Annotated in this window: 21 protein-coding genes and 1 other RNA gene; 12 read left to right on the top strand and 10 right to left on the bottom strand. The window is 64.1% G+C overall.

The genetic code is table 11. The features are described from left to right. Window positions 1-25: 25 nt before the first annotated feature. The 5 genes from glnL to K5880_RS05635 all read right to left on the bottom strand — a co-directional run bounded on the left by glnL (window position 26) and on the right by K5880_RS05635 (window position 5,326). Window positions 26-1,183, bottom strand: coding sequence for a nitrogen regulation protein NR(II) (gene glnL / locus K5880_RS05655; protein WP_297649681.1), 1,158 nt, complete (start codon window positions 1,181-1,183; stop codon window positions 26-28). Continuing rightward, window positions 1,180-1,704, bottom strand: a complete 525-nt coding sequence (locus K5880_RS05650; protein ID WP_297649679.1) for a hypothetical protein — start codon at window positions 1,702-1,704, stop codon at window positions 1,180-1,182. Before K5880_RS05650 ends, glnL begins: the two co-directional genes overlap by 4 nt. A 206-nt stretch (window positions 1,705-1,910) precedes the next feature. Then, window positions 1,911-3,326, bottom strand: coding sequence for a type I glutamate--ammonia ligase (gene glnA / locus K5880_RS05645; RefSeq protein ID WP_297649677.1), 1,416 nt, complete (start codon window positions 3,324-3,326; stop codon window positions 1,911-1,913). Window positions 3,327-3,590: 264 nt separating this feature from the next. Beyond that, a complete protein-coding gene (locus K5880_RS05640; protein WP_297649675.1) occupies window positions 3,591-4,406 on the bottom strand; it encodes a molybdopterin-binding protein in 816 nt (271 codons plus the stop codon). Continuing rightward, window positions 4,403-5,326, bottom strand: a complete 924-nt coding sequence (locus K5880_RS05635) for an EI24 domain-containing protein (RefSeq protein ID WP_297649673.1) — start codon at window positions 5,324-5,326, stop codon at window positions 4,403-4,405. Before K5880_RS05635 ends, K5880_RS05640 begins: the two co-directional genes overlap by 4 nt. An 87-nt stretch (window positions 5,327-5,413) precedes the next feature. Here K5880_RS05635 and K5880_RS05630 point away from each other — a divergent pair, with 87 nt between their 5' ends. Together K5880_RS05630 and K5880_RS05625 are read left to right on the top strand one after the other, a co-directional pair. Further along, entirely contained in the window at window positions 5,414-6,226 is an 813-nt protein-coding gene (locus K5880_RS05630; protein ID WP_297649671.1) for an alpha/beta hydrolase, read from the top strand. Window positions 6,227-6,542: 316 nt separating this feature from the next. Next, window positions 6,543-7,271 (top strand): hypothetical protein, encoded by a 729-nt coding sequence (locus K5880_RS05625; RefSeq protein WP_297649669.1) that lies wholly within the window; start codon window positions 6,543-6,545, stop codon window positions 7,269-7,271. Window positions 7,272-7,291: 20 nt separating this feature from the next. Here K5880_RS05625 and K5880_RS05620 read toward each other — a convergent pair whose 3' ends face one another. After that, a complete protein-coding gene (locus K5880_RS05620) occupies window positions 7,292-8,035 on the bottom strand; it encodes a 16S rRNA pseudouridine(516) synthase (RefSeq protein ID WP_297649800.1) in 744 nt (247 codons plus the stop codon). A gap of 87 nt (window positions 8,036-8,122) precedes the next feature. On the opposite strand from K5880_RS05620, the gene K5880_RS05615 reads away from it, so the two are divergent. Then, window positions 8,123-8,803, top strand: coding sequence for a DUF2062 domain-containing protein (locus K5880_RS05615; RefSeq protein ID WP_297649667.1), 681 nt, complete (start codon window positions 8,123-8,125; stop codon window positions 8,801-8,803). Here the strand turns inward: K5880_RS05615 and ssrA are convergent. From ssrA to ompA, 4 genes are all read right to left on the bottom strand, one after another. After that, window positions 8,782-9,158, bottom strand: a transfer-messenger RNA (tmRNA) gene (gene ssrA / locus K5880_RS05610). The genes K5880_RS05615 and ssrA overlap by 22 nt on opposite strands. Before the next feature lie 13 nt (window positions 9,159-9,171). Then, window positions 9,172-9,849, bottom strand: coding sequence for an HAD-IA family hydrolase (locus tag K5880_RS05605; RefSeq protein ID WP_297649665.1), 678 nt, complete (start codon window positions 9,847-9,849; stop codon window positions 9,172-9,174). Next, the gene (ubiG, locus tag K5880_RS05600; protein ID WP_297649663.1) at window positions 9,846-10,553 is read right to left on the bottom strand and encodes a bifunctional 2-polyprenyl-6-hydroxyphenol methylase/3-demethylubiquinol 3-O-methyltransferase UbiG; all 708 of its coding nucleotides are present in this window, start codon (window positions 10,551-10,553) and stop codon (window positions 9,846-9,848) included. Before ubiG ends, K5880_RS05605 begins: the two co-directional genes overlap by 4 nt. Window positions 10,554-10,620: 67 nt before the next feature. Further along, window positions 10,621-11,280, bottom strand: coding sequence for an outer membrane protein OmpA (gene ompA / locus K5880_RS05595; protein ID WP_297649662.1), 660 nt, complete (start codon window positions 11,278-11,280; stop codon window positions 10,621-10,623). Between the two features lie 261 nt (window positions 11,281-11,541). Here ompA and gyrA point away from each other — a divergent pair, with 261 nt between their 5' ends. The 9 genes from gyrA to lapB all read left to right on the top strand — a co-directional run bounded on the left by gyrA (window position 11,542) and on the right by lapB (window position 23,111). After that, entirely contained in the window at window positions 11,542-14,181 is a 2,640-nt protein-coding gene (gyrA, locus tag K5880_RS05590) for a DNA gyrase subunit A (RefSeq protein WP_297649660.1), read from the top strand. Beyond that, window positions 14,181-15,287 (top strand): 3-phosphoserine/phosphohydroxythreonine transaminase, encoded by a 1,107-nt coding sequence (gene serC / locus K5880_RS05585; protein WP_297649658.1) that lies wholly within the window; start codon window positions 14,181-14,183, stop codon window positions 15,285-15,287. Before gyrA ends, serC begins: the two co-directional genes overlap by 1 nt. Before the next feature lie 4 nt (window positions 15,288-15,291). Continuing rightward, window positions 15,292-16,389 carry a prephenate dehydratase gene (gene pheA / locus K5880_RS05580; protein ID WP_297649657.1) on the top strand — a complete coding sequence of 366 codons (1,098 nt, stop codon included), beginning with the start codon at window positions 15,292-15,294 and terminating at the stop codon, window positions 16,387-16,389. Continuing rightward, entirely contained in the window at window positions 16,389-17,267 is an 879-nt protein-coding gene (locus K5880_RS05575; protein WP_297649798.1) for a prephenate dehydrogenase, read from the top strand. Before pheA ends, K5880_RS05575 begins: the two co-directional genes overlap by 1 nt. 35 nt (window positions 17,268-17,302) lie before the next feature. After that, on the top strand, window positions 17,303-19,330 hold the full coding sequence (locus tag K5880_RS05570; protein ID WP_297649655.1) for a bifunctional 3-phosphoshikimate 1-carboxyvinyltransferase/cytidylate kinase: 2,028 nt from the start codon (window positions 17,303-17,305) through the stop codon (window positions 19,328-19,330). Window positions 19,331-19,513: 183 nt separating this feature from the next. After that, window positions 19,514-21,199: a 30S ribosomal protein S1 gene (gene rpsA / locus K5880_RS05565; protein ID WP_297649653.1), complete on the top strand. Its 1,686-nt coding sequence runs from the start codon at window positions 19,514-19,516 to the stop codon at window positions 21,197-21,199. A 95-nt stretch (window positions 21,200-21,294) separates the two neighbouring features. Beyond that, on the top strand, window positions 21,295-21,615 hold the full coding sequence (locus K5880_RS05560) for an integration host factor subunit beta (RefSeq protein ID WP_297649651.1): 321 nt from the start codon (window positions 21,295-21,297) through the stop codon (window positions 21,613-21,615). Window positions 21,616-21,661: 46 nt separating this feature from the next. Then, window positions 21,662-21,976 (top strand): lipopolysaccharide assembly protein LapA domain-containing protein, encoded by a 315-nt coding sequence (locus K5880_RS05555; protein ID WP_297649649.1) that lies wholly within the window; start codon window positions 21,662-21,664, stop codon window positions 21,974-21,976. Continuing rightward, window positions 21,966-23,111: a lipopolysaccharide assembly protein LapB gene (gene lapB / locus K5880_RS05550; RefSeq protein ID WP_297649647.1), complete on the top strand. Its 1,146-nt coding sequence runs from the start codon at window positions 21,966-21,968 to the stop codon at window positions 23,109-23,111. Before K5880_RS05555 ends, lapB begins: the two co-directional genes overlap by 11 nt. Window positions 23,112-23,118: the final 7 nt, after the last annotated feature.

The raw sequence follows: 23,118 nt of genomic DNA, 5'->3' as shown, positions 1-23,118 counted from the left end.
GCGGCGTTCGACGGTCGGTTGCTGGCTAGGGCAGCGGAATCAGGATCTTGAAATCCGTCTCTCCCGGCACGCTCTCACACTCGATCAGGCCATGGTGCTGCTGGACAAAGGTCTGCGCCAGCGTGAGCCCCAGGCCCGAGCCGCCATCGCGCCCCGACACCAGCGGGAAAAAGATGCGGTCCTTGATCGAGTCTGGAACGCCAGGCCCGTTGTCGATCACATGCAATTCCAGTGCCAGCCGGTAGCGTTGTTTACCAAACGTCACCTGCCGACCCACGCGTGTCCTGAATGCAATGCGCGCGTCGCCCGCCGCGATCCGATCACCCAGCGCCTGCGCCGCGTTGTGCGCGATGTTGAGCACCGCCTGGATGAGCTGCTCGCGGTCGCCGCGGAACTCGGGGATGGAGGTGTCGTAGTCGCGCACGACCTTCAGGCCTTTGGGAAACTCGGCCAGGATCAGCGAGCGCACACGTTCACAGACCTCATGGATGTTCACGTCCCCCACCACATGCGGGCGCCGGTGCGGTGCGAGCAGGCGATCCACAAGCGACTGCAGGCGATCGGCCTCGTGGATGATGACCTGCGTGTACTCGATCAGCTCGCGGGTCTCCAGCTCCATTTGCAGCAACTGTGCTGCGCCGCGGATGCCTCCCAGCGGGTTCTTGATCTCGTGCGCGAGGTTGCGGATCAGTTCCTTGTTCGCCTGGGCCTGGTCGATCAGGCGTTCCTCGCGCTCCTGCCGCGCCTGCTGCTCCAGCGGCAACAATTCCACGATCACGTCGCCGGGGTTGTCGGTCTGGGCCACCACCACGTGCACGGGCAATGTGTCATGGTTCAACCGCTTGAGCCAGGCGTCGTAGCGCAGCGCGGCGAACTGGTTGCCGCTTGCACCCTGCAAGGCGTTCTCCAGCAGGGCGGGCTCGGTGAAGCAGTCCTGCAGCATGGAGCCGGTGATGCTGCGGCGGGACATGCCCAGCGCATCCTCCAGCGCAGCATTGGCATAGAGCACGCGGCCATCCGGATCGACAACAGCCACCAGCGTGGCCAGCAGGTCGAGCGCCTGGAAGCGGGCAGGTGCCGCCGAAGGCTTGCGCGCAGCCGCCGTACCGTTCGGTTCGGCGGTGGTGCGACGCTGTGACGCGGGGAGGAAAGAGGAGAAGGTGGGCTTTTTCAAGCCGCTCATTGTGCGGCAGAACCCGCCGCGTTGGCGGCCGACGGAAGTCGACCCAGCTCGCGCTGCAGCCCGGCCACATCGCTCTCGGCGCGCGCCACCGCCGCCTTGAGTTCGGCCACACGGTCGAGGTAACGCTGGTAGTTGCGCGATTCGATGCCCTGCTTCTCGGGCTCGCCGTTGGCGTAAGCCTTGCGCGCCTCGGCCAGGCGCGCCTCGGCCTTGCGCAGCTCGGCTTCGAGGATGGCGCGCGCATCACTGTCGCGCGCGCGCTGTGCCGCCGAGTCGACGCGTTCGGAGCCACTGCCGCTGCGTGTGGTGGTGGCCGGAGCGCTTCGCGAAGGCGTGGGCTTGGTGCCTTCGACGATGGTGATGTTGCCCCCCTCCATCAGACTGCAGCCTCTGGACTTGGCCACCTGGGCGTCGTTCGTGTATTCATTGCCGCAGCGGTAGATGCGCGCCTGGGCATGGGCCTGCACGACGCACAGCACCAGGGTGGCGGCCGCCAGGGTCCGGATCGTGGGAGTGGGCATCAGGTTCAAGGGAAGGTCATCTCCATGGGCAGTGGCGGGAGGCGTTGGCGCAGGCCGAAGCGCGAATCAGTATGACCGAAAACCAGCGCGGAAGTGCCCCATCGGAACCTGAACGGTGGTGATGGACCGCCCGAACAACAAAAAGGGACCGCTCGCGCGGTCCCTCGGGAATTCTGAGCAGGCGGCCCGGCAAGCCGGGCGGACCATCACAGGCTGTAGTACATGTCGAATTCGACCGGATGCGGTGCCATGCGGAAGCGCGTGACCTCGCCCATCTTGAGTTCGATGTAGGCGTCCAGCATGGAGTCGGTGAACACACCCCCCTTGGTCAGGAAGCCGCGGTCCTTGTCGAGGTACTCCAGCGCCTGATCAAGGCTGTGGCACACGGTCGGGATCAGCTTGTCTTCTTCCGGCGGCAGGTGGTACAGATCCTTGGTCGCGGCTTCGCCGGGGTGGATCTTGTTCTCCACGCCATCCAGACCGGCCATCATCAGAGCCGAGAAGCACAGGTACGGGTTGGCCGAAGGATCGGGGAAACGAGCCTCGATACGGCGGCCCTTGGGATTGGCCACGTACGGGATGCGGATCGAGGCAGAACGGTTGCGCGCCGAATAGGCCAGCTTGACGGGGGCTTCGAAGCCGGGCACCAGCCGCTTGTACGAGTTCGTGCCGGGGTTGGTGATGGCATTGAGGGCACGGGCGTGCTTGATGATGCCACCCACGTAGTACAGGGCGAAATCGGACAGGCCGGCATAGCCGTCACCGGCGAACAGGTTCTTGCCGTCTTTCCAGATCGACTGGTGCACGTGCATGCCCGAGCCGTTGTCGCCAGCGTAAGGCTTGGGCATGAAGGTCGCAGTCTTGCCATAGGCATTGGCCACGTTCCACACCACGTACTTGAGCACCTGGGTCCAGTCGGCGCGCTCGACCAGCGTGCTGAACTTGGTGCCGATTTCGTTCTGGCCGGCGCCCGCCACTTCGTGGTGGAACACTTCGACCGGAATGCCCAGTGATTCGAGGATCAGGGACATCTCGGCGCGCATGTCCTGCGTGCTGTCGACCGGGGGCACAGGGAAGTAGCCGCCCTTGACGGTCGGACGGTGGCCGCGGTTGCCGCCTTCGAGCTTGGCACCGCTGTTCCAGGGCGCTTCGTACTCCTCGATCTCGTACATCACGCGGCCGGGTTCGTTGTTCCAGCGCACGCCGTCAAAGATGAAGAATTCGGGCTCCGGTCCGAAGAAGGCAGTGTCGCCCAGGCCGGAGGCCTTCAGGTAGGCCTCGGCGCGCTTGGCGATGGAGCGGGGGTCGCGGTCGTAGGCCTTGCCATCACCGGGCTCGATCACGTCGCACTGCATGAACAGCGTCGTCTCTTCGAAGAAGGGGTCGATGTTGGCGGTGTTGGCATCGGGCATGAGCTGCATGTCCGAGGCTTCGATGCCCTTCCAGCCAGCCACCGAAGAGCCGTCGAACGCGTGGCCTGAAGTGAACTTGTCTTCATCAAAAGCCGAGATCGGCACAGTCACGTGCTGTTCCTTGCCCCGGGTGTCGGTGAAACGGAAGTCAACGAACTTGACTTCGTTGTCTTTCACCATTTGCATCACGTCTGCGACGGTCTTGGCCATCAAATACTCCTGTAGCTGGATGAGTGGAAACTGAAAACGACGCAGGTGACAAGCAGAATGTGTGCCACAGAATGGGTCACACGCCTGTCAGCGGATCACCCGCTGCACGGGATCGGCGGAATTATCACCCAGGCCATGCGCCACAACGGGTCAGGCCCCACGGTCACTTCACCGGTCTGGCTGCCTGCCCGCACGATGTTGGGCCCACAACCTGGATCGTGCACGCATTAGGTGCATCGCACCAGTGCATCATTTTGGTGCAGATCAGCTTCGCACCATTTCGGGGCCTAGCTGGGCGCCGTGTCCCGCCAAACCCGCGAGCAACTCGGCGTAGGCGGTCACCACGGCAACTGAAGCCCCCTTGACGCCGAGCTCGATATGGCGGCCGAATTCCGGATGGTCCACGCTGGGCAGGCTGAACACCTTGACCGGATGGTCCCGCTCGATCTGTTCCATGAGAGGCGTGAGCGTTGCTTCCATCGCGCCGAACACGATCACCGAGCGTTCGAGCCAGGCACCGTGCCGATGGCAGTGCGCGTACACCGTGTCCAGCACGCCTTCGATCATGGGCCATGCCATGACGGGAAAGCCGGGCAGGAAATGCACTTGCCCACCTCCCGGCCCATCACAGCTGAAACCTGGAATCCGGTTGTACGGGTTGGGAATGATGCGCGCGCCCACCGGGAACACCCCCATGTTGAAACGGTGCACGTTGTCGGCACGCAGCGGGTCGAAGACTTCGCCGCGCTCGGCCGCCAGGTCGCGCATGCGGGCTTCAATCAACAGCTCGGCTTCCGGGTGGAGCGCCAGGTCCACGCCAAGCGCCGCGGCCGCGCACTGGCGCGTATGGTCATCGGGCGTGGCGCCAATACCGCCGCAACAGAACACGGCATTGCCGCTGGCAAAGGCTTCGCGCAGCGCCTCGGTGATGCGCTCGCGGTCGTCACCCACCAGGCGCATCCAGGACAGCGACAACCCTCGCTGCGCCAGCAGCTCGATCACCTTGGGCAGGTGCTTGTCGCTGCGTTTGCCAGAGAGGATTTCATCGCCGACGATGATCAGACCAAAGGCTGGCGTCATGGGTTGTTGGGGGGCTGGTGGAAAGAAGGCGGTGTGGGCCGAGCGGGCAGCGGAAGCACCGGCGCTCCGCTTGCCGTGGTGCCGGCGGCCGCCTGGAACGCCTGGGCATCACGCATGTCGAATGCCGCCTGAGTCCTCATGCGCTGCAGCACGGTCAGAGCGAAATGCGAGAACCAGAGTGAAGCAAAGGCGAACACCAGCGTGTATATCCAGATCGCCACAGGCACCAGCAGCGGCGCCAGCGCGATGAACATCGCCCCGGACGCCCACAGCAGGCTGGGCGCAGCGCCGAGATAGCCGCTGAGCACACCCATGAGCAGCAGCGAGCCGCGGTGTCTTTGCAGAATGGACTTGCGCTCCTCGGCGCTGGCGTGCACGGCCAGCGCGTCGAAAGCAAACACGCGATAGGTCAGCCACCCCCAGATCAAAGGTGGCAGGATCAGCACCAGGGGCGGCACGAGCCACAGTGGCATGGACACCAGCAGCGCCAGCACGGCCAGCAGCGTCGAGCCGAGGGACCACAACACGCTCACCAGCAGCGAGCCACCTTGTTTGCGTTCGAGATCGGGAAAACGGCGCTGCCCCACCAGATCGACCATGGCGGGCGTCATGAACATGGCAACCAGCAGCAGGCACAGCAGCACTATCAGCGGCGTGGCCATCACCAGCACCAGCAAGGGCGCGAACACCGCGCGCAGCGCACCCATGCCCGCCTGTTCCAGCCAGCCGAGAAACGCCTGGACAGTATCGAAAGCTTCCAGCCAGGCAGCGACCGAAGCCACCGCACCTTCCCAGAAAAAGTAGCCCAGTCCGAACGACAGCACAACCATGAGGATGAGGGGCAGGAAGGACAGCGCGATCACCCGCGGGTGCACGCAATAGGCCACGGCGCGCCAGAAAGAATCGAACAACAGTGACATCGTGTCGAGAATACAACCAATCGATGACGGCCACGACTGCAGAACCCCACGCGCACGGAGGCGCGGCCACGCCGCTAGGATGGTTCCATGAACCGCATCGATATTGCAGGCATCGGGCTGGAAGTGGCCCACATCCCGGGCCCCGCCAGCCAGGCCCCCCTGGTTTTTCTGCACGAAGGTCTGGGCAGCGTCGCCATGTGGCGCCAACGTGGCCAGCACTGGCCTGCCGCGCTGTGTGCCGTAACGCAGCGCGCAGGCTGGCTGTTTTCGCGCAGGGGATATGGCCAATCGGACCTCGTCACCGACGTGCGCGGAGAACCCCGATGGGAAGGCGAATGGCACGTCGGCCGCCACGGGCCGGACTACATGCATCACGAAGCCTGGAGCGTACTCCCGCAACTCCTGGAGAAGATGGGCGCTCCCCGCCCTGTGCTCGTCGGCCATTCCGACGGCGCCACCATCGCGCTGCTGCATGCGAGCCGCCATCCAGTCACCGCCTGCGTGGCCATCGCGCCTCATGTGTTTGTCGAGGACATCTCCCTGCGCGCGATCGAGCAAGCAAAGGCGCTATATGAAAACCATGAAAGCGGCATGCGCCAGCGCCTTGGCCGCTACCATGCCGACGTCGACAACGCGTTCTGGCAATGGAACGATGTCTGGCTCAGTCCAGCGTTCCGCACCTTCGACGTGCGAGGCGAATGTGGCCTGATCACCGCACCGCTCTTGCTGGTGCAGGGTGAGGACGACGAATACGGCACGATGGAACAGTTGCGGGCCATTTCCTGTGCCGTGCCTCATGCGCAGTGCGTGGCACTGCCGCGCTGCGGCCACAGCCCGCACCGCGATCAACCCGAGGCCTTGACAATCGCCGTTACGGACTTTCTCGCCAACAACCCCTGACTCCACTGTTTGTGGATAGGCGGCTTCGTGCTGCCTCGGCACAATCCAGTTCTTCCTATTCTTTTGTCCCACAAACGGCTGGCAACGGTGCGCCAAGTGGGACTCCCTGCACGGACCTCCGCAGATAGCTGGTGCGCCCCGGTCATCCGCGGTGCCCAGGCCTATCGCCGCAACGGAAGCGCGCCATTCACCTCAAATGGCATGCAAACCCCAAGAAGTTCACACCAATCCCGTGCGCACAAGCCACAAATTGCGCCGAATTTCTGACAACCGCCTACACTTTGATACAACTCGACTTCCGCGACTGCTCTCCCAAATGAACACTTGGATCAACCCATGGCTGCTGGCCGTCCTGGCGCCCGCTCTGCTGGCACTGGGCGCGTTCCTGCATCGTCTGTGGGCTGACAAGCAGGCACGGGAACGTCGCCGCATCCCCAAGCACTGGCCGCTGAGCACCCGCGCACTGGCCAACAGCGAGGAAGCACGGGTCTGGCACTGGCTGGCGCGGGCGTTCTACGACCATCACATCATGATCAAGCTGCCGGTCACACGCTTCACCCTGCCACGCGACCGAGAGCAGGGCATGGACTGGTACAAACTGCTCGGCGGCGTCTATTGCACCTTTACCGTGTGCCGCTCGGACGGGCGCGTGCTAGGCTGCCTGGACGTGCCCGGCAGCGCCGGCCTGCCGCGCAGCACGCGCACACTCAAGCATTCGCTGCTCACGCAATGCGGACTTCCCTACTGGGTGGTGCGCTCCAACAGCCTGCCCACCGTGGCGGAAATCCGGGCGGAGTTCCTAGGCGAATCCTCCCTGAATCACTCGATGCGCGAACGCGAAATGGAGGAGCGCGCCATCATCGCAGCGCAGGCCAACTTGCGCACAGCGCTCACCCGCCAGCGCAACAACCGCAACAGCGACTTCAGCCCGCTGTCGACCTGGCCCAACAGCACCACGGGTGAGCCACGCAGTGACTTCAATTCGCAGTGGCAGGAAAACTCCTTCCTCATGCCATTGGACAGCCGCAGGGGCGATCTGCTCTGAACGCCCCGGCGACCGGCTCTTCACACCGTCGTTGCAGTCTTCTGCGTCAATCCAAGCACCTCGGCCTGCGTAAGCCACCGCCATTGACCTGGCGGGAGTTCAGGCCCCAGCACCAGGCCGCCCATGGCCGAACGGTGCAGCGACTCCACCCGATTGCCCACAGCAGCCACCATGCGCTTGACCTGGTGGTACTTGCCTTCTGTCAGTGTCAAGCGCAGGTGAAGGTCGCCTGCCGCTTCGCAGGCGTGAGCCCGCACCGGCTTGGGATCGTCGTCCAGCACCACGCCGGCCAGCAGGCGATCAAGCTGACTGTGAGACAGGGGGTGCTTGACGCCAACCTCGTACACTTTGGGCACGTGGTGGCGCGGCGAGGTCATGCGGTGGATGAACTTGCCATCGTCCGACAGCAGCAGCAGGCCGGTGGTGTCGTGATCGAGCCGGCCGACCGCCTGCACGCCGGCGGCGGCACTGCCTCCGCGTTCACGCAGGGGCCCAGGCAACAAGGTGTAGACGCTCGGGTGGGCCCCTGGCTTGTGCGAGCATTCGAACCCCGCAGGCTTGTGCAGCATGAGATACGCCCGCGCATGGTATTCCCAACGCACGCCCTGAACCGTGAACACCAGGCCCTCTTCGTTGAGCACTTCGGCCGGATCCAGGCAAGGGGTCACGTCGGAGCCTACGGACACCCGGCCTTGCTGCACCAGGCCGCTGCATACGCGGCGTGTACCAAAGCCTTGAGAAAACAGAATGTCCTGCAGTTGCATCATGGTGCGGGCATTGTCGCCGCTGGCACAGCCTGCCCGCTGCCAGGGTGACAATCGAACTCCGACTCCCCGTCAACGCAGAGGCGCATGAAGCACCGCATCAAGGCTTGGCTCCCCGCACACGACAGCCTGCGCAACCACCGCTGGCTGCGGTGGATGGGGCCTGTTCTGTCGCATCCCAGGCTGTGGCATTTCAGTCGGAAGGGCATCGCGCTGGGTGTGGCCGTCGGGCTGTTCTTCGGCCTGCTCATACCGATCGCGCAGATTCCTGCTTCGGCCGCTTTCGCGGTGCTGCTCAGGGCCAACCTACCCGTGGCTGTCGCCAGCACCTTCGTCTCGAATCCATTGACCTTCGGCCCGCTCTACTACGGGGCCTACCGTCTGGGTCAGGTGGTGTTGGGCGAGCCGACCGTCGCCAAGAAGGAAGTGGCCGCTGCATTGGCCACGGCCGCGGAAGGCACCGCGACCGTCAACGCTGAAATGTCACTTTCAGACAGACTTTTGCGCGCCGGGGAACATCTGAAACTTGTGGGCAAGCCCCTGGCCGTAGGTCTTGCCATTGTGGCCAGCGTGAGCGGGCTGCTTGTCTATTTCCTCATCAGCGGTGTCTGGGCCCTCCGGACACGATGGACGCGTCGACAACGGTTGCTGGATCGCTCGCGCGACCCCAGAGCAGTTCTCGGTACGGAGGGGCGTACGACTGAAGAGGCCCATCGGAAACCGATCCCAGATGAGCGTGAGAAAGATGGTGGAGCTGGGGGGAATTGAACCCCCGTCCGCAAGCCTTCTTCGAGCAGTTCTACATGTGTAGCCGTCTGTTTTGGGTCTCGCCGCCCGAGTCGCGCAGTGGCACGCTAAACGGAAAGCCAGCATCCTTGTGTCTTACCCTGCGCCAAGGTGCCCGACGCAGAGCCAGCCGATGTGAATTACCTCGCGGCCGGGAGGTCTTGCGACCCCCTTGCCCAGCCCATCGGCCTGCTGTTGCGAGGCTCACCGGTGTTTAAGCGGCGAGTGCGAAACGTTCGTCGTTTGCAGTTGGTTTTTTTCTGCGGATTTACGAGGTGACAGAACCTCGACATGCCCTGCTGCGCGTCCGAACCCACGTCGAAACCGGTGCAGCCCCAGGAAACAGCAGTTTAAGGCAGTTCCAGCAAATTCAACACCTGCAGGGGTGAAGAAACCTCCGCGTCCGCACCCCAGGTCGATGCATCGGCTCCAGGGCCAAGGTAACCGTAGTGCGCAGCCACGGTTCGCATGCCTGCGGCGCGTCCCGCAAGAATATCGCGCTGGTCATCGCCCACATAGATGCAATCGCCAGGCGCAAGCCCCAATCTGCTGGCCGCCTCCAGGAGGGGCTCCGGATGTGGCTTTGCATACGCTGTGGTATCTCCACAGATGACCACCGATGCCGTGGCGAAGAGCTTCATTGATCGCGTGATCGGCAACGTGAACCGCTCGGCCTTGTTGGTGACCACGCCCCAGGGCATATGCTGGCCCACCAGCGAAGCCAGCAGATGCGTCACGCCATCGAATGCCTGGGTGCGCTGAGTGAGACAGCCTGCGTACACGTCGAAGAACTCGTTCTTCAAGGCTTCGTATTCCCCATGTTCGGGAGAGATGTCGAAGGCCGCACGCAGCATGCCTCGTGCACCAGACCCCGTAAAAGGCCGGTAGTGCTCCAACGGGAGCGGGTCAAGCCCACGACGAACACGCATTGTGTCGACTGCGGAACCCAGATCAGGAGCGCTGTCGATCAAAGTACCATCAAGATCGAACAGCACGGCCCGCACGCCACGGAAGCAGGTCCGGGTCATGGTTTTCGGGTGGCAAACAGGTAGTTCACACTGGTGTCGGCGCTCAGCCAGTAGCGCCGGGTCAACGGGTTGTACTCCATTCCGCGGGTCGCCTGCAGCTCAAGCCGGGCGGCCCTGCAATGGCTGGCCAGTTCGCTGGGCCGGATGAACTTCGCGTACTCATGGGTTCCTTTGGGCAGCAACTGCAGCAGGTATTCCGCCCCCAGTATGGCAAACAGGAACGACTTCGGATTGCGGTTCAGCGTGGACAGGAACACCCAGCCCCCGGGTTTCACCAGGGTCGAGCAAGCTCGCACCACGGAGGCCGGGTCGGGTACATGCTCCAGCATTTCCATGCAGGTCACCACGTCGAACGCGCCGGGCCGCTCCAGCGCCATGGCCTCGGCACTGATTTCCTCGTAGCGCACATTGGCGGTGCCTGCCTCCAGCGCATGCAATTGCGCCACGCGCAAAGCTTTGGTGGACAAATCAATGCCAACCACCTGTGCGCCTTTGCGCGCCATTGAATCGGACAGGATGCCGCCGCCGCAGCCCACATCGAGAACATTCTTCCCCGACAGCCCCGCCAGCCCATCGATCCAGTCCAATCGCAGCGGATTGATCTGGTGCAATGGGCGGAATTCGCTCTCTGGGTCCCACCAGCGATGGGCGAGGTCGGAGAATTTGGCCAGTTCGGCCGGATCGGCATTGACGGTTGGGTTCATGTGTTGATTATCGTCAGCTCAATAAAAAAACCGCGCCAGAGCGCGGTTTTCATTGGAACTGGATGAATCAGTTCTTGCGGGTGCCGACGACTTCGACTTCCACACGGCGGTTCTTTGCACGACCTTCCTTGGTCTTGTTGTCCGCCACCGGCTGGGTCAGGCCCTTGCCTTCGGTGTAGATGCGGTTGCTTTCAATACCCTTGCTCACCAGATAGGCCTTGACGGCCTCGGCGCGGCGGTTGGACAGAGTCTGGTTGTAGCTGGCCGCACCGGTGGAATCGGTGTGCCCAACGGCGATCACCACTTCCAGAGCGATACCCGAGACCTTGCCAGCCAGATCGTCCAGCTTGGCCTTGCCTTCGGGCTTCAGGACAGCCTTGTCGAAGTCGAAGAAGGCGTCAGCGGCGTAGGTCACTTTCGATGCAACCGGAGCAGGAGCAGGAGCGGGCCGGGGAGCCGGGGCTGGAGCCGGAGCAGCAGCGGGAGCAGGCGCTGGGGCAGCAGCCGGGGCCGGAGCAGGAGCCGCCATGGGGACGATCGCGCCGTCGCAACCCTGGGCGGCGGTGGCAGGCGTCCAGCTGGCATCGCGCCAGCACAGTTCGTTGGTGCCGTTCTTCCAAACCAGGTCGTTGGTGCCATTGCGCCAGTTGTCAATGGTTTGCGCGCCGGCGGCGGATGCCATGGCGGCGGTTGCCAACAGCATTGCCACTTTGTTCAGTTTTTTCATGGTTTTCCTCTATATGAGCCGCAGACGAACTGCGTGACAAAAAACGACGCTTCAAGTGACCACCACTAAAAACGTTGGAATTTATTGTGCCACAAGCACGGAATGCCTCGCCAGCCGACCAATGCCAGTCCGCCGCTCGATACAGGGCCTCACATCATTCGTTGTGGATGTACAACAAACGGATGAAGAAGTTGGAGGAAGCCTGGCCGCTTAAAATCTTCTGTTGCCTTCAGGTCCATCCACGCACCACAGCCGCCGCACATGACACAGTTCGCCAAAGAGACCCTGCCCATCAGTCTTGAAGAGGAAATGCGGCGCAGCTACCTCGACTATGCGATGAGCGTGATCGTGGGACGCGCCCTGCCCGACGCGCGCGATGGCCTCAAGCCAGTGCATCGGCGCGTGTTGTTTGCGATGCACGAACTCAACAACGACTGGAACCGACCGTACAAGAAGTCGGCCCGTATCGTGGGCGATGTGATCGGCAAGTACCACCCGCACGGCGACAGTGCGGTGTACGACACCATCGTGCGCATGGCCCAGGATTTCTCGCTGCGACACATGCTGGTGGATGGCCAGGGCAATTTTGGCTCGGTCGATGGCGATAACGCGGCAGCCATGCGCTATACCGAAATCCGACTGTCGAAGATCGCGCACGAGATGCTGGCCGACATCGACAAGGAAACCGTCAATTTCGGCCCGAACTACGATGGGTCGGAGAAAGAGCCCCTGGTGCTGCCGTCGCGGCTGCCCAATCTGCTCGTCAACGGTTCGGCCGGCATCGCGGTGGGTATGGCCACCAACATCCCACCGCACAACCTCAACGAGGTGGTCGACGCCTGCCTCCATCTGCTCAAGAGTCCGGACGCGTCCATTGACGAATTGATGGAGATCATTCCGGCGCCGGATTTCCCCACAGCCGGCATCATCTATGGCATCAATGGCGTGAAGGATGGCTATCGCACCGGGCGTGGGCGCGTGGTGATGCGCGCCAAATGCCACTTCGAAGACATTGATCGCGGCCAGCGCCAGGCCATCATCGTCGACGAGCTGCCCTACCAGGTGAACAAGAAGACCCTGCAGGAACGCATCGCCGAGCTCGTTCACGAGAAGAAGATCGAGGGCATCAGCCACATTCAGGACGAGTCGGACAAGTCGGGCATGCGCCTGGTGATCGAACTCAAGCGTGGCGAAGTGCCAGAGGTCGTGCTCAACAACCTGTACAAGCAGACACAACTGCAGGACACCTTCGGCATCAACATGGTGGCCCTGGTGGACGGCCAGCCCCGCCTGTGCAACCTGAAGGATCTCATCCAGGTTTTTCTGGAGCACCGGCGCGAGGTCGTGACACGCCGCACCGTGTTCAACCTGCGCAAGGCGCGCGAGCGCGGCCACGTGCTGGAAGGCCTGGCCGTGGCGCTGGCCAATATCGACGAGTTCATCCGCATCATCCGCGAGTCGCCAACGCCTCCTGTGGCGAAGGCGGAACTGATGGCTCGACCATGGGACAGCCAACTCGTGCGAGAGATGCTCACCCGCACGCGCGCCGACGGTGGCGTGATCAATGCCGACGACTATCGTCCCGACGGCCTGGAGAAGGCGTTTGGCATGGGCAGCGACGGACTCTACCGCCTCTCGGAAACCCAGGCGCAGGAAATCCTGCAGATGCGCCTGCAACGACTGACGGGCCTGGAGCAGGACAAGATCGTGGCGGAGTACAAGGAGGTCATGGGCGAGATCGATGACCTGCTCGACATCCTCGCCAAGCCCGAGCGCGTTTCGGCCATCATCGGCGACGAGCTGACGACCGTGAAACAGGAGTTCGGCCAGACCAAGCTGGGGGCGCGCCGAAGCGAAATCGAACACAACGCGCAGGACCTGGCCACCGAAGATCTGATCACACCCACCGACATGGTGGTGACGCTCAGCCACAGCGGCTACATCAAGAGCCAACCCTTGTCCGAATACCGCGCACAAAAACGCGGAGGACGGGGCAAGCAGGCCACGGCCACCAAGGAAGACGACTGGATCGACCAGCTCTTCATTGCCAACACACACGACTACATCCTGTGCTTCTCCAACCGGGGCCGTCTGTACTGGCTCAAGGTCTGGGAGGTTCCGGCGGGTTCGCGTGGCTCGCGCGGCCGGCCCATCGTCAACATGTTTCCCCTGCAGGAAGGCGAGAAGATCAATGTCGTCCTTCCGTTGACGGGCGAGATGCGCACCTTCCCGGCAGATCGTTATGTGTTCATGTCCACCAGCATGGGTACGGTCAAGAAGACCGCACTGGACGAATTCAGCAATCCGCGCAAGGCCGGCATCATCGCGGTGGATCTGGACGAAGGCGACTTCCTGATCGGTGCTGCGCTGACCGATGGCGCGCACGACGTGATGCTGTTCAGCGACGGTGGCAAGGCCGTGCGCTTCGACGAGAACGACGTGCGCCCGATGGGTCGCAACGCGCGCGGCGTGCGCGGCATGATGATCGAGGATGGTCAGAGTGTGATCGCCATGCTGGTCGCCGAGGACGAGGAGCAGTCCGTGCTGACGGCAACCATCAACGGCTACGGCAAACGCACCCCGATTGCCGAGTACACGCGTCATGGCCGGGGTACCAAGGGCATGATCGCGATCCAGCAGAGCGAGCGCAATGGCAAGGTGGTCGCCGCCACGCTGGTACATACCGACGACGAAATCATGCTGATCACCGACAAAGGTGTTCTTGTGCGGACCCGCGTATCCGAGATCCGCGAAATGGGCCGGGCCACGCAAGGCGTCACATTGATTGCGCTCGATGAGGGCGCCGAACTCTCGGGCCTGCAGCGCATTGTGGAGAACGACGCCAACGCGCCGGAACTGGGCGAGGCGAGCGAGACCGACGAGCCGGGCACCGAGGCGTGATGGCCCGGCCCTACAACTTCTCTGCCGGTCCGGCCGCCATGCCGGCCGACGTGTTGCAGCAGGCTGCAGCCGAAATGCTCGACTGGCACGGCAGCGGCATGAGCGTAGTGGAGATGAGTCACCGCGGCAAGGAGTTCGGCGCCATCCTGGATGCAGCCGAGCGCGATCTGCGCGACTTGCTCGCCGTGCCAGGCCACTTCCGCATCCTGTTCATGCAGGGCGGTGGTCTCGCGGAAAACGCCATCGTGCCGCTGAACCTCTCGCGTGGCGGATCGGTGGATTTCGTCATCACCGGCAGCTGGAGCCAGAAATCGCTCAAGGAAGCCGGGCGCTACTGCGCCGCGCGCATTGCGGCGAGCAACGAAGCAGACGGCCACACCACCCTGCCCGATCCGTCCAGCTGGCAACTTGACCGGAACGCTCGCTACGTGCACCTGTGCAGCAATGAAACCATCAATGGCGTGGAAGTACATGAACTGCCGGACCTCGAGGCACTGGGCAGCAGTGCGCCGCTCGTCATCGACTTTTCCTCGCACGTCGCATCGCGCCCGGTGGACTGGTCGCGCGTCGGCCTGGCCTTTGGTGGCGCGCAGAAGAACCTCGGGCCGGCAGGCGTCACGCTGGTAGTGGTGCGCGAGGACCTCCTCGGCCATGCTCTGAAGACTTGCCCGAGTGCGTTCGACTACAAGATCGTGGCGGACAACCATTCCATGTACAACACGCCGCCGACGTTCTCGATCTACATGGCGGGCCTCACTTTCCAGTGGCTCAAGCGCCAGACCGAAGGCTCCTTGAGCGGCGTGGCCGCCATGCAGGCACGCAACATCGCCAAAGCCGAACTTCTCTACGGCTTCATCGACCAATCCTCGTACTACACCAACAAGGTCGCCGCCAACTGCCGCTCGCGCATGAATGTTCCATTCTTCCTGCACGACGAATCGCGCAACGAGGCCTTCCTTGCAGGCGCAAAGGCCGCTGGACTGCTACAGCTCAAGGGTCACAAGTCCGTGGGTGGCATGCGGGCGAGCATCTACAACGCCATGCCGATCGAAGGTGTGCAAGCTCTGGTGGCTTTCATGCGCGACTTCGAGAAAACCCAGGCCTGATTTCATGACCCAACCTTCACAGTCCGATGCCCTGGCGGGTCTGCGCGTGCAGATCGATGCACTGGACCAGCAATTGCTTTCCCTGCTCAACCAGCGCGCGCACGTCGCCGAACAGGTGGGTGACATCAAGCGAGCCGAGGGCTCCCCATTTTTCCGTCCGGATCGCGTGGCCCAGGTGATCGAAAAGATCCAGCGTGCCAATCAAGGCCCTTTGCTCAACCAGCACGTGGCGTCGATCTGGCGCGAGATCATGTCGGCCTGCCTGGCGCTGGAAGCGCCTCAGCGTGTGGCGGTGCTGGGTCCGCAGGGCACGTTTTGCGAACAGGCTGCCATCGAGTTCTTTGGCAGCGCAGCCAACCTGATCTATTGCGCCAACTTTGACGAGGTCTTCCACGCCACTGCGGCCGGCACTGCGCAGTTCGGCGTGGTGGGCATGGAGAACTCCACAGAAGGCGTGGTGGCCCGTTCGCTGGACCTGTTTCTGCGCTCACCCGTGCACGTGGTCGGGGAAGTCAGCCTGCTGATCCGCCACAACCTGCTGCGCCAGAACAACCACCTGGATGACATCGAGGTCGTGATGGCGCACCCACAAGCGCTGGCCCAGTGCCAGAACTGGCTGTCGCAACACCTGCCCAACGCCGAGCGCCGGGCGGTCTCCAGCAATGCGGAGGGAGCGCGCCTGGCAGCCACGAACCCGGCCTGGGCAGGGCTGGCCAGTGAGCGCGCCGCCGCGCAGTTCGGCTTGCACATCGTGGCCCATGCGATCCAGGACGAAGCCTACAACCGCACGCGATTCGCGGTGATCGCCCTGCCGCAGACACTGGCCATGCCTCCCGCCTCGGGACGGGACTGCACCAGCCTCGTGGTCTCCGTGCCGAACCGCCCCGGCGCCGTGCACGACTTGCTGGTACCGCTGAAGAACAACGGCGTGTCCATGACGCGCTTCGAGTCGCGCCCGGCCAAGTCCGGGCAGTGGGAGTACTACTTCTACATCGACATCGCGGGCCATCCATCCCAGCCAAACGTGGCCGCCGCCCTGCAGGAACTGCAGAGCCTGTGCGCTTTCTACAAGGTGCTGGGTGCCTACCCGGTGAACGAATGATGTTTGAACAACTGGGATTGATCGGCTGCGGCATGATGGGCGGCTCGTTTGCGCTGGCGCTCAAACGTGCCGGTCTGGTCAAACGCGTCGTCGGCTACAGCAAGTCGCCTTCCACCACCGAAAGGGCGCGACAGCTGGGCGTGATCGATGTCGAGGCCCCATCGGCGCTGCTCGCGGTATCTGGTGCAGATCTCGTTCTGCTCGCCGTGCCCGTTGCCGCCACCGAGGCCACCTTCAAGGCCATTCGCCACCTGGTGCGCGGCAACGTGCTGATCATGGATGTCGGCTCCACCAAACGCGAGGTGATCGATGCCGCGCGCCGCGTGCTGAAGGATCAGGTCGGTGTGTTCGTGCCCACGCACCCGATCGCAGGCAAGGAGGTGGCGGGCGTCGAACATGCCGACGCCGACTTGTACCAGGGCCGCCAGGTGATCCTCACCCCGATTGAACGCACGCTGACAACGCAGCTCGAGAAGGCCGTGCAGCTCTGGACGGCGCTCGGCTGCCATGTCAAGCAGATGTCGCCCGAGGCGCACGACGCAGCCTACGCAGCCGTCAGCCACCTGCCGCACATGGTGGCCTTTGCACTGATGAATGCCATTCAGGGGCAGGGCGACGGGCCGGACTTCCTCTCGCTCGCCGGCCCCGGGTTCCGCGACTTCACCCGCATCGCGGCCAGCGACCCGGCCGTATGGCGCGACATCCTCATGTCCAACCGCGAGGAGCTGCTGGCGCAGTCGCGGCATTTCCAGCGCGCGCTGCACGCGCTGGAAACGGCCATCAATGCCGGCAACCCGGATGCGCTCGAAGCCCTGATCGAGCAAGCCAGCAGCGGACGCGCGCGCTGGCGCATGAGCGCCGTCAAACCACGCAGCTGAGCGCCGCCGCTGGCGCCGCTCCCCTTTCATCGAGCATGTTTGCCATTTCCTTCCTCGACATCCCGCCTCTGGCCAGCGCGGGCGGCACCGTCCGCCTGCCGGGGTCCAAGAGCATTTCAAACCGTGTACTGCTGCTCGCCGCGCTGAGCAAGGGTCACACGGATGTGACCGATCTGCTCGATTCCGACGACACCCGCGTGATGCTCGAGGCCCTCGCCCAGTTGGGCTGCCGCATCGAACGCCAACCGGATGGCGTCCTGCGCGTGCACGGCCTGGGAGGCCACCCGCCTGTCAAGCGAGCGCAGCTGTTCCTCGGCAACGCCGGCACCGCCATGCGTCCGCTCACTGCGTCGCTGGCCTTGCTGGCTGCGCGACACGGTGGCTCGTTCGAACTCAGCGGCATCGCGCGCATGCATGAACGCCCCATCGGCGACCTGGTCGATGCACTGCGACAGCTCGGTTGCCCGGTGGACTGCCTGGACAACGAAGGCTATCCACCGTTGCGACTCGGTGACGGGCGGGCACACTCGCTGCGACTCGATCAGGCCATTCGCGTGCGTGGTGATGTCTCCAGCCAGTTCCTGACAGCCCTACTGCTCGCACTGCCACTTGTGGCGCAAGAGCGTGAAGTGGTGATCGAGGTGGTGGGCGAACTCATCTCGCGCCCCTACATCGAGATCACGCTGAACCTGCTGGCGCGATTTGGCGTGACCGTGCGCAACGACGCCTGGCAGCGCTTTGTCATACCGGCCGGCAGCAACTACTGCTCGCCGGGCACCATCGCCGTCGAGGGCGATGCCTCCTCGGCCAGTTATTTCATCGCGCTCGGTGCCATCGCGCCCGCCACCGCCGGCACCGACGGCATCACCATCGAGGGCGTTGGCCTGGCGTCGATCCAGGGCGACATACGCTTCGTGGAGGCAGCCCGGCTCATGGGCGCGCAGATTTCCGGCGAAGCCAATCGCCTGCACGTGCGACGCGGAGCATGGCCGCTCAGGGCGATTGACCTGGACTGCAACCACATCCCCGACGCGGCCATGACGCTGGCCGTGATGGCCTTGTACGCGGAGGGCACGACCACCCTGCGCAACATCGCCAGCTGGCGCGTGAAGGAAACTGACCGCATTGCGGCCATGGCCATCGAGTGCCGTAAGCTCGGCGCCACCGTGGAGGAAGGCGCGGATTTCATCCGCATCACCCCGCCGGCCGACGCACGGCACTGGCGGGCCGCAGCCATCCACACCTATGACGACCACCGCGTCGCCATGTGCTTTTCCCTTGCCGCCTTCAACCCCGCCGGGCTGCCGGTGCGCATCGAAGATCCGAAGTGCGTTGCAAAAACCTTTCCGGACTATTTCGAAACGCTTTTTGGCGTCTGCATGGCACCAGCGGCCGACATCCCTGTGATCTGTATCGACGGCCCCACGGCCTCGGGCAAGGGCACGCTGGCCTCGGAGCTGGCGCAGCGTCTGGGCTACCAGTTGCTCGACTCCGGCGCCCTGTACAGGGCCACGGCCCTCGCGGCGCAAGATGCGGGTGTGTCACTTGACGACGAACCGGCTCTCGCTCGCCTGGCCGCGCAACTGCCACTGGCTTTCCGTGACCACGGAGTGTTTCTGGGGGGGCGTGACATCACCGACCCGCTGCGCCTGGAGTCCACCGGCGGCATGGCGTCCAAGGTGTCGCAATACCCGGCCGTTCGATCCGCCCTGTACGCCCTGCAACTGAGCTTTCGGCGCCTGCCTGGCCTGGTGGCCGATGGCCGCGACATGGGAACCGTCATCTTTCCCGACGCCGCCCTCAAGGTGTTTCTGACAGCCAGCGCCGAGCAGCGCGCCTCACGGCGCCATAAGCAGTTGATTTCAAAGGGATTTGCTGCTAACATCGACAGTCTTTTGGCAGACCTGAAAGCGCGCGATCAGCGGGACTCATCCCGACTGCACGCGCCCCTCAAGCCAGCTGAAGACGCCTTGCAACTGGACAACTCCGGCATGGACATCGAGGAATCGGTGCAGCGGGTCTTGCGCTGGTGGCAAGAAAAAACCGCGTTCCCGGGCAACTGAGAGCGCTTTACCGATGGCCCCGACGGCACAGCCGGGCATTCCCAGCCCGCAGGCCCGACGGTTCTTTTCACTTAACCCCGCGGTGTCACGCACCGCAACGTCAACGCCGCCCACACGTCGATTCCAGCGCAACCCGGTTCATGCCGGTGGAATGCGCCGACGCTGAGTGGTTTAGGAAATTCAATGTCTGAATCTTTTGCCGCCCTGTTCGAAGAGTCCCTGAAACGCGCCGAGATGCGCTCGGGCGAAGTCATCACCGCCGAGGTCGTGCGCATCGAGCACAGCCACGTGGTGGTCAACGCCGGCCTCAAGTCGGAAGCCTACGTGCCGCTGGCCGAATTCAAGAACGACCAGGGCGAACTCGAAGTGCAGGTCGGTGACTTCGTCTCCGTCGCCATCGATTCCGTGGAGAACGGCTTCGGCGACACCCTGCTCTCGCGCGACAAGGCCAAGCGCCTGGCCTCCTGGATGTCGCTGGAGAAAGCGCTCGAGTCGGGCGAATTCGTCACCGGCACGACCTCCAGCAAGGTCAAGGGCGGCCTCAAGGTCATGGTCAACGGCATCAGTGCTTTCCTGCCGGGCTCGCTGGTCGACAGCCGTCCCACCAAGGACCTGACCCCGTACGAGAACAAGACCCTGGAATTCAAGGTCATCAAGCTCGACCGCAAGCGCAACAACGTGGTGCTGAGCCGCCGCGCCGTGGTGGAAGCCTCCATGGGCGAGGAACGCGCCAAGCTGATGGAAACCCTCAAGGAAGGCGCCATCGTGCACGGCGTGGTCAAGAACATCACCGAGTACGGTGCGTTCGTCGACCTCGGCGGCATCGACGGCCTGCTGCACATTACCGACATGGCCTGGCGCCGCGTGCGCCACCCGAGCGAGGTGGTCACGGCCGGTCAGGAAATCACCGCCAAGATCCTCAAGTTCGACACCGAGAAGCACCGCGTCTCGCTGGGCCTCAAGCAGATGGGTGACGACCCCTGGATGGGCGTCTCGCGCCGCTACCCGCAGGGCACGCGCATGTTCGGCAAGATCACCAACATCGCCGACTACGGCGCGTTCGTGGAACTCGAGCCGGGCATCGAAGGCCTGGTGCACGTCTCCGAAATGGACTGGACCAACAAGAACGTGGCCCCGTCCAAGCTGGTGTCACTGGGCGACGAGGTCGAAGTCATGGTGCTCGACATCGACGAAGACAAGCGCCGCATCTCCCTGGGCATGAAGCAGTGCCGCGCCAACCCCTGGCACGAGTTCGCCGAGCAGACCAAGCGTGGCGACCGCGTCAAGGGCCCGATCAAGTCGATCACCGACTTCGGCGTGTTCGTCGGCCTGGCCGCCGGCATCGATGGCCTGGTGCACCTGTCCGACCTGTCCTGGAACGAGCCCGGTGAAGCCGCCGTGCGCAACTACAAGAAGGGCCAGGAAGTCGACGCGATCGTGCTGGCCATCGACGTGGAGCGCGAGCGCATCTCCCTGGGCATCAAGCAGCTCGACGGCGACCCGTTCACCACCTTCGTGTCGGTGAACGACAAGGGCTCCATCGTGACCGGCAAGGTCAAGACCGTGGACGCCAAGGGTGCCGAGATCGATCTGGGCGAGGACGTGCTGGGTTACCTGCGCGCCAGCGAAATCAGCCGCGACCGCGTGGAAGATGCGCGCAACGTGCTCAAAGAAGGCGACGAAGTCAACGCCGTGGTGGTCAACGTGGATCGCAAGACCCGCAACATCCAGTTGTCGATCAAGGCCAAGGACGCCGCCGACCAGCAGGAAGCCATGGCCAGCCTGAGCCAGCAGTCTTCCCGCGAAAACGCTGGTACGACCAGCCTGGGTGCCCTGCTGCGCGCCAAGCTGGACAACAACCAGAACTGAAGCGACACCGGTCCGGCACCGGGCGAGCAGCCTGCCCGCAGGGGTGGCATCTTGCCCGGCGCCGACTCCACAACGCCCGCCCCAATCTCGACCCCATGACCCGCAGCGACCTCGTTGAAGCCCTGGCCAGCCGCTTTGGCCAGCTCACTCACCGCGATGCCGAGTTCGCCGTCAAGGCGATCCTGGATGCGATGGGCGACGCGCTCGTCAAGGGTCACCGGATCGAGATCCGCGGCTTCGGCAGTTTCTCCGTCAACCGCCGCTCGCCACGCATCGGACGCAATCCGCGCTCGGGCGAGAGCGTGATGATCCCGGAGAAGCGCGTGCCGCATTTCAAACCGGGCAAGGCCTTGCGCGAAGCGGTGGACAAGAAGACCGCCGAAATCCTGGACCGCGAGGCCCGCAAGCAGGCCTGATCCACGAACCTGCTCGGTACAATCGCCCCACCACAAAGGGGACGACGTGAAATACCTGATGTGGCTGCTCAATGCAGCCATTTTTTTTGTGCTGTTCGCCTTCGCGCTGAACAACCAGGACAGCGTGACGCTCCACCTGTTCTTTGGCGCGAGCTGGCAGGCACCGCTGGTGCTGGTGATCCTGGTCGCACTGGTGGTCGGTGTATTCCTGGGCGTCGCCGTGATGCTGCCCCTGTGGCTGCGCGCGCGTCGCGCGCGGCGCCAGCATGGCTCCAGCACGTCCATCATGGCCAACACCACCTTTGACGGCGACACCACGCTGCTGCCTCCCGAACCGATCGACCGCCGGCATGGACTTTGATTTCACCTGGCTGCTCTGGGGCCTGCCGTTGGCGTTCGCGCTGGGCTGGGGCGCCTCGCGCCTGGATCTGCGGCAGTGGCGCATGGAAAGCCGCCAGGCCCCCAAGGCCTATTTCCGCGGCCTGAACCACCTGCTCAACGAGCAGCAGGACCAGGCGATCGACGCCTTCATCGAGGCCGTGCAGGGCGACCCCGACACCGCCGAGCTGCATTTCGCGCTCGGCAACCTGTTTCGCCGCCGGGGCGACTACGACCGCGCGGTGCGCGTGCACGAACACCTGCTCTCGCGTGCCGACATCGGCCGCAAGGACCGCGATCGCGCGCAGCATGCCCTGGCACTGGACTTCCTCAAGGCCGGACTGCTTGACCGCGCCGAGTCGGCCCTGCACAAGCTCGAAGGCTCCGAGTTCGAAGGCGAGGCCCTGCTGGCCCTGCTGGGCATCTACGAACGCTCGCGCGACTGGCCGCAGGCCCGGCGGATTGCGCAGCGGCTCGAGGAAGCCGAACAAGGCAGCTTTGCCACCCGCCTGGCGCATTACCGCTGCGAGGAAGCCGAACTCGCGCAACGCGGCGGCGACAGCGCGCAGGCCCTGGTCCTGCTGGAAGAAGCCGTCCGGCAAGCGCCACAGCTCGCGCGTGGCTGGATGGCACTGTCGGCCCTCAAAGCCCAGGGCGGCGACCCGGCAGGTGCCCTGGATGCCTTGCTGCGCCTGAACCAGCATGCCCCCCAGAACCTGCCGCTGGCCGCCCGCTCGCTCGCCGATCTGGCCCGGCAGACCGGCCGGCAGGCCGAGGCCCTGCGTCTGCTGCAGGCCAGCCACGCGCGCGCCCCCTCCATCGACGTCACCGAGGCCCTCGCCAGCCTGGACACGGACACGGCGGCGGCCAGGGCGCGGTACATGGACCACCTCGCGCAGGAACCGTCACTGGTCATCACCTCACTGTGGATGGCGGGCGAAACCCTCTCCAGCGACACCGCGCAGGCGCGGGTCCAGGCGGCGCTGGACAACGCCAGTGCACCGCTCAGACGCTACCGCTGCGCGGCTTGCGGCTTTGAGGCCCGCCAGCACTTCTGGCAATGCCCGGGCTGCCAGACCTGGGACAGCTACCCGGCGCGGCGGGTCGAAGAGCTCTGAACCCCCG

The sequence above is a fragment of the Hydrogenophaga sp. genome (genome assembly GCF_025699295.1).
Taxonomy (GTDB): Bacteria; Pseudomonadota; Gammaproteobacteria; order Burkholderiales; family Burkholderiaceae_C; genus Hydrogenophaga.
The sequence above is the reverse complement of the archived record's forward strand: the minus strand, read 5'-3'. Positions and strand labels throughout refer to the sequence as shown.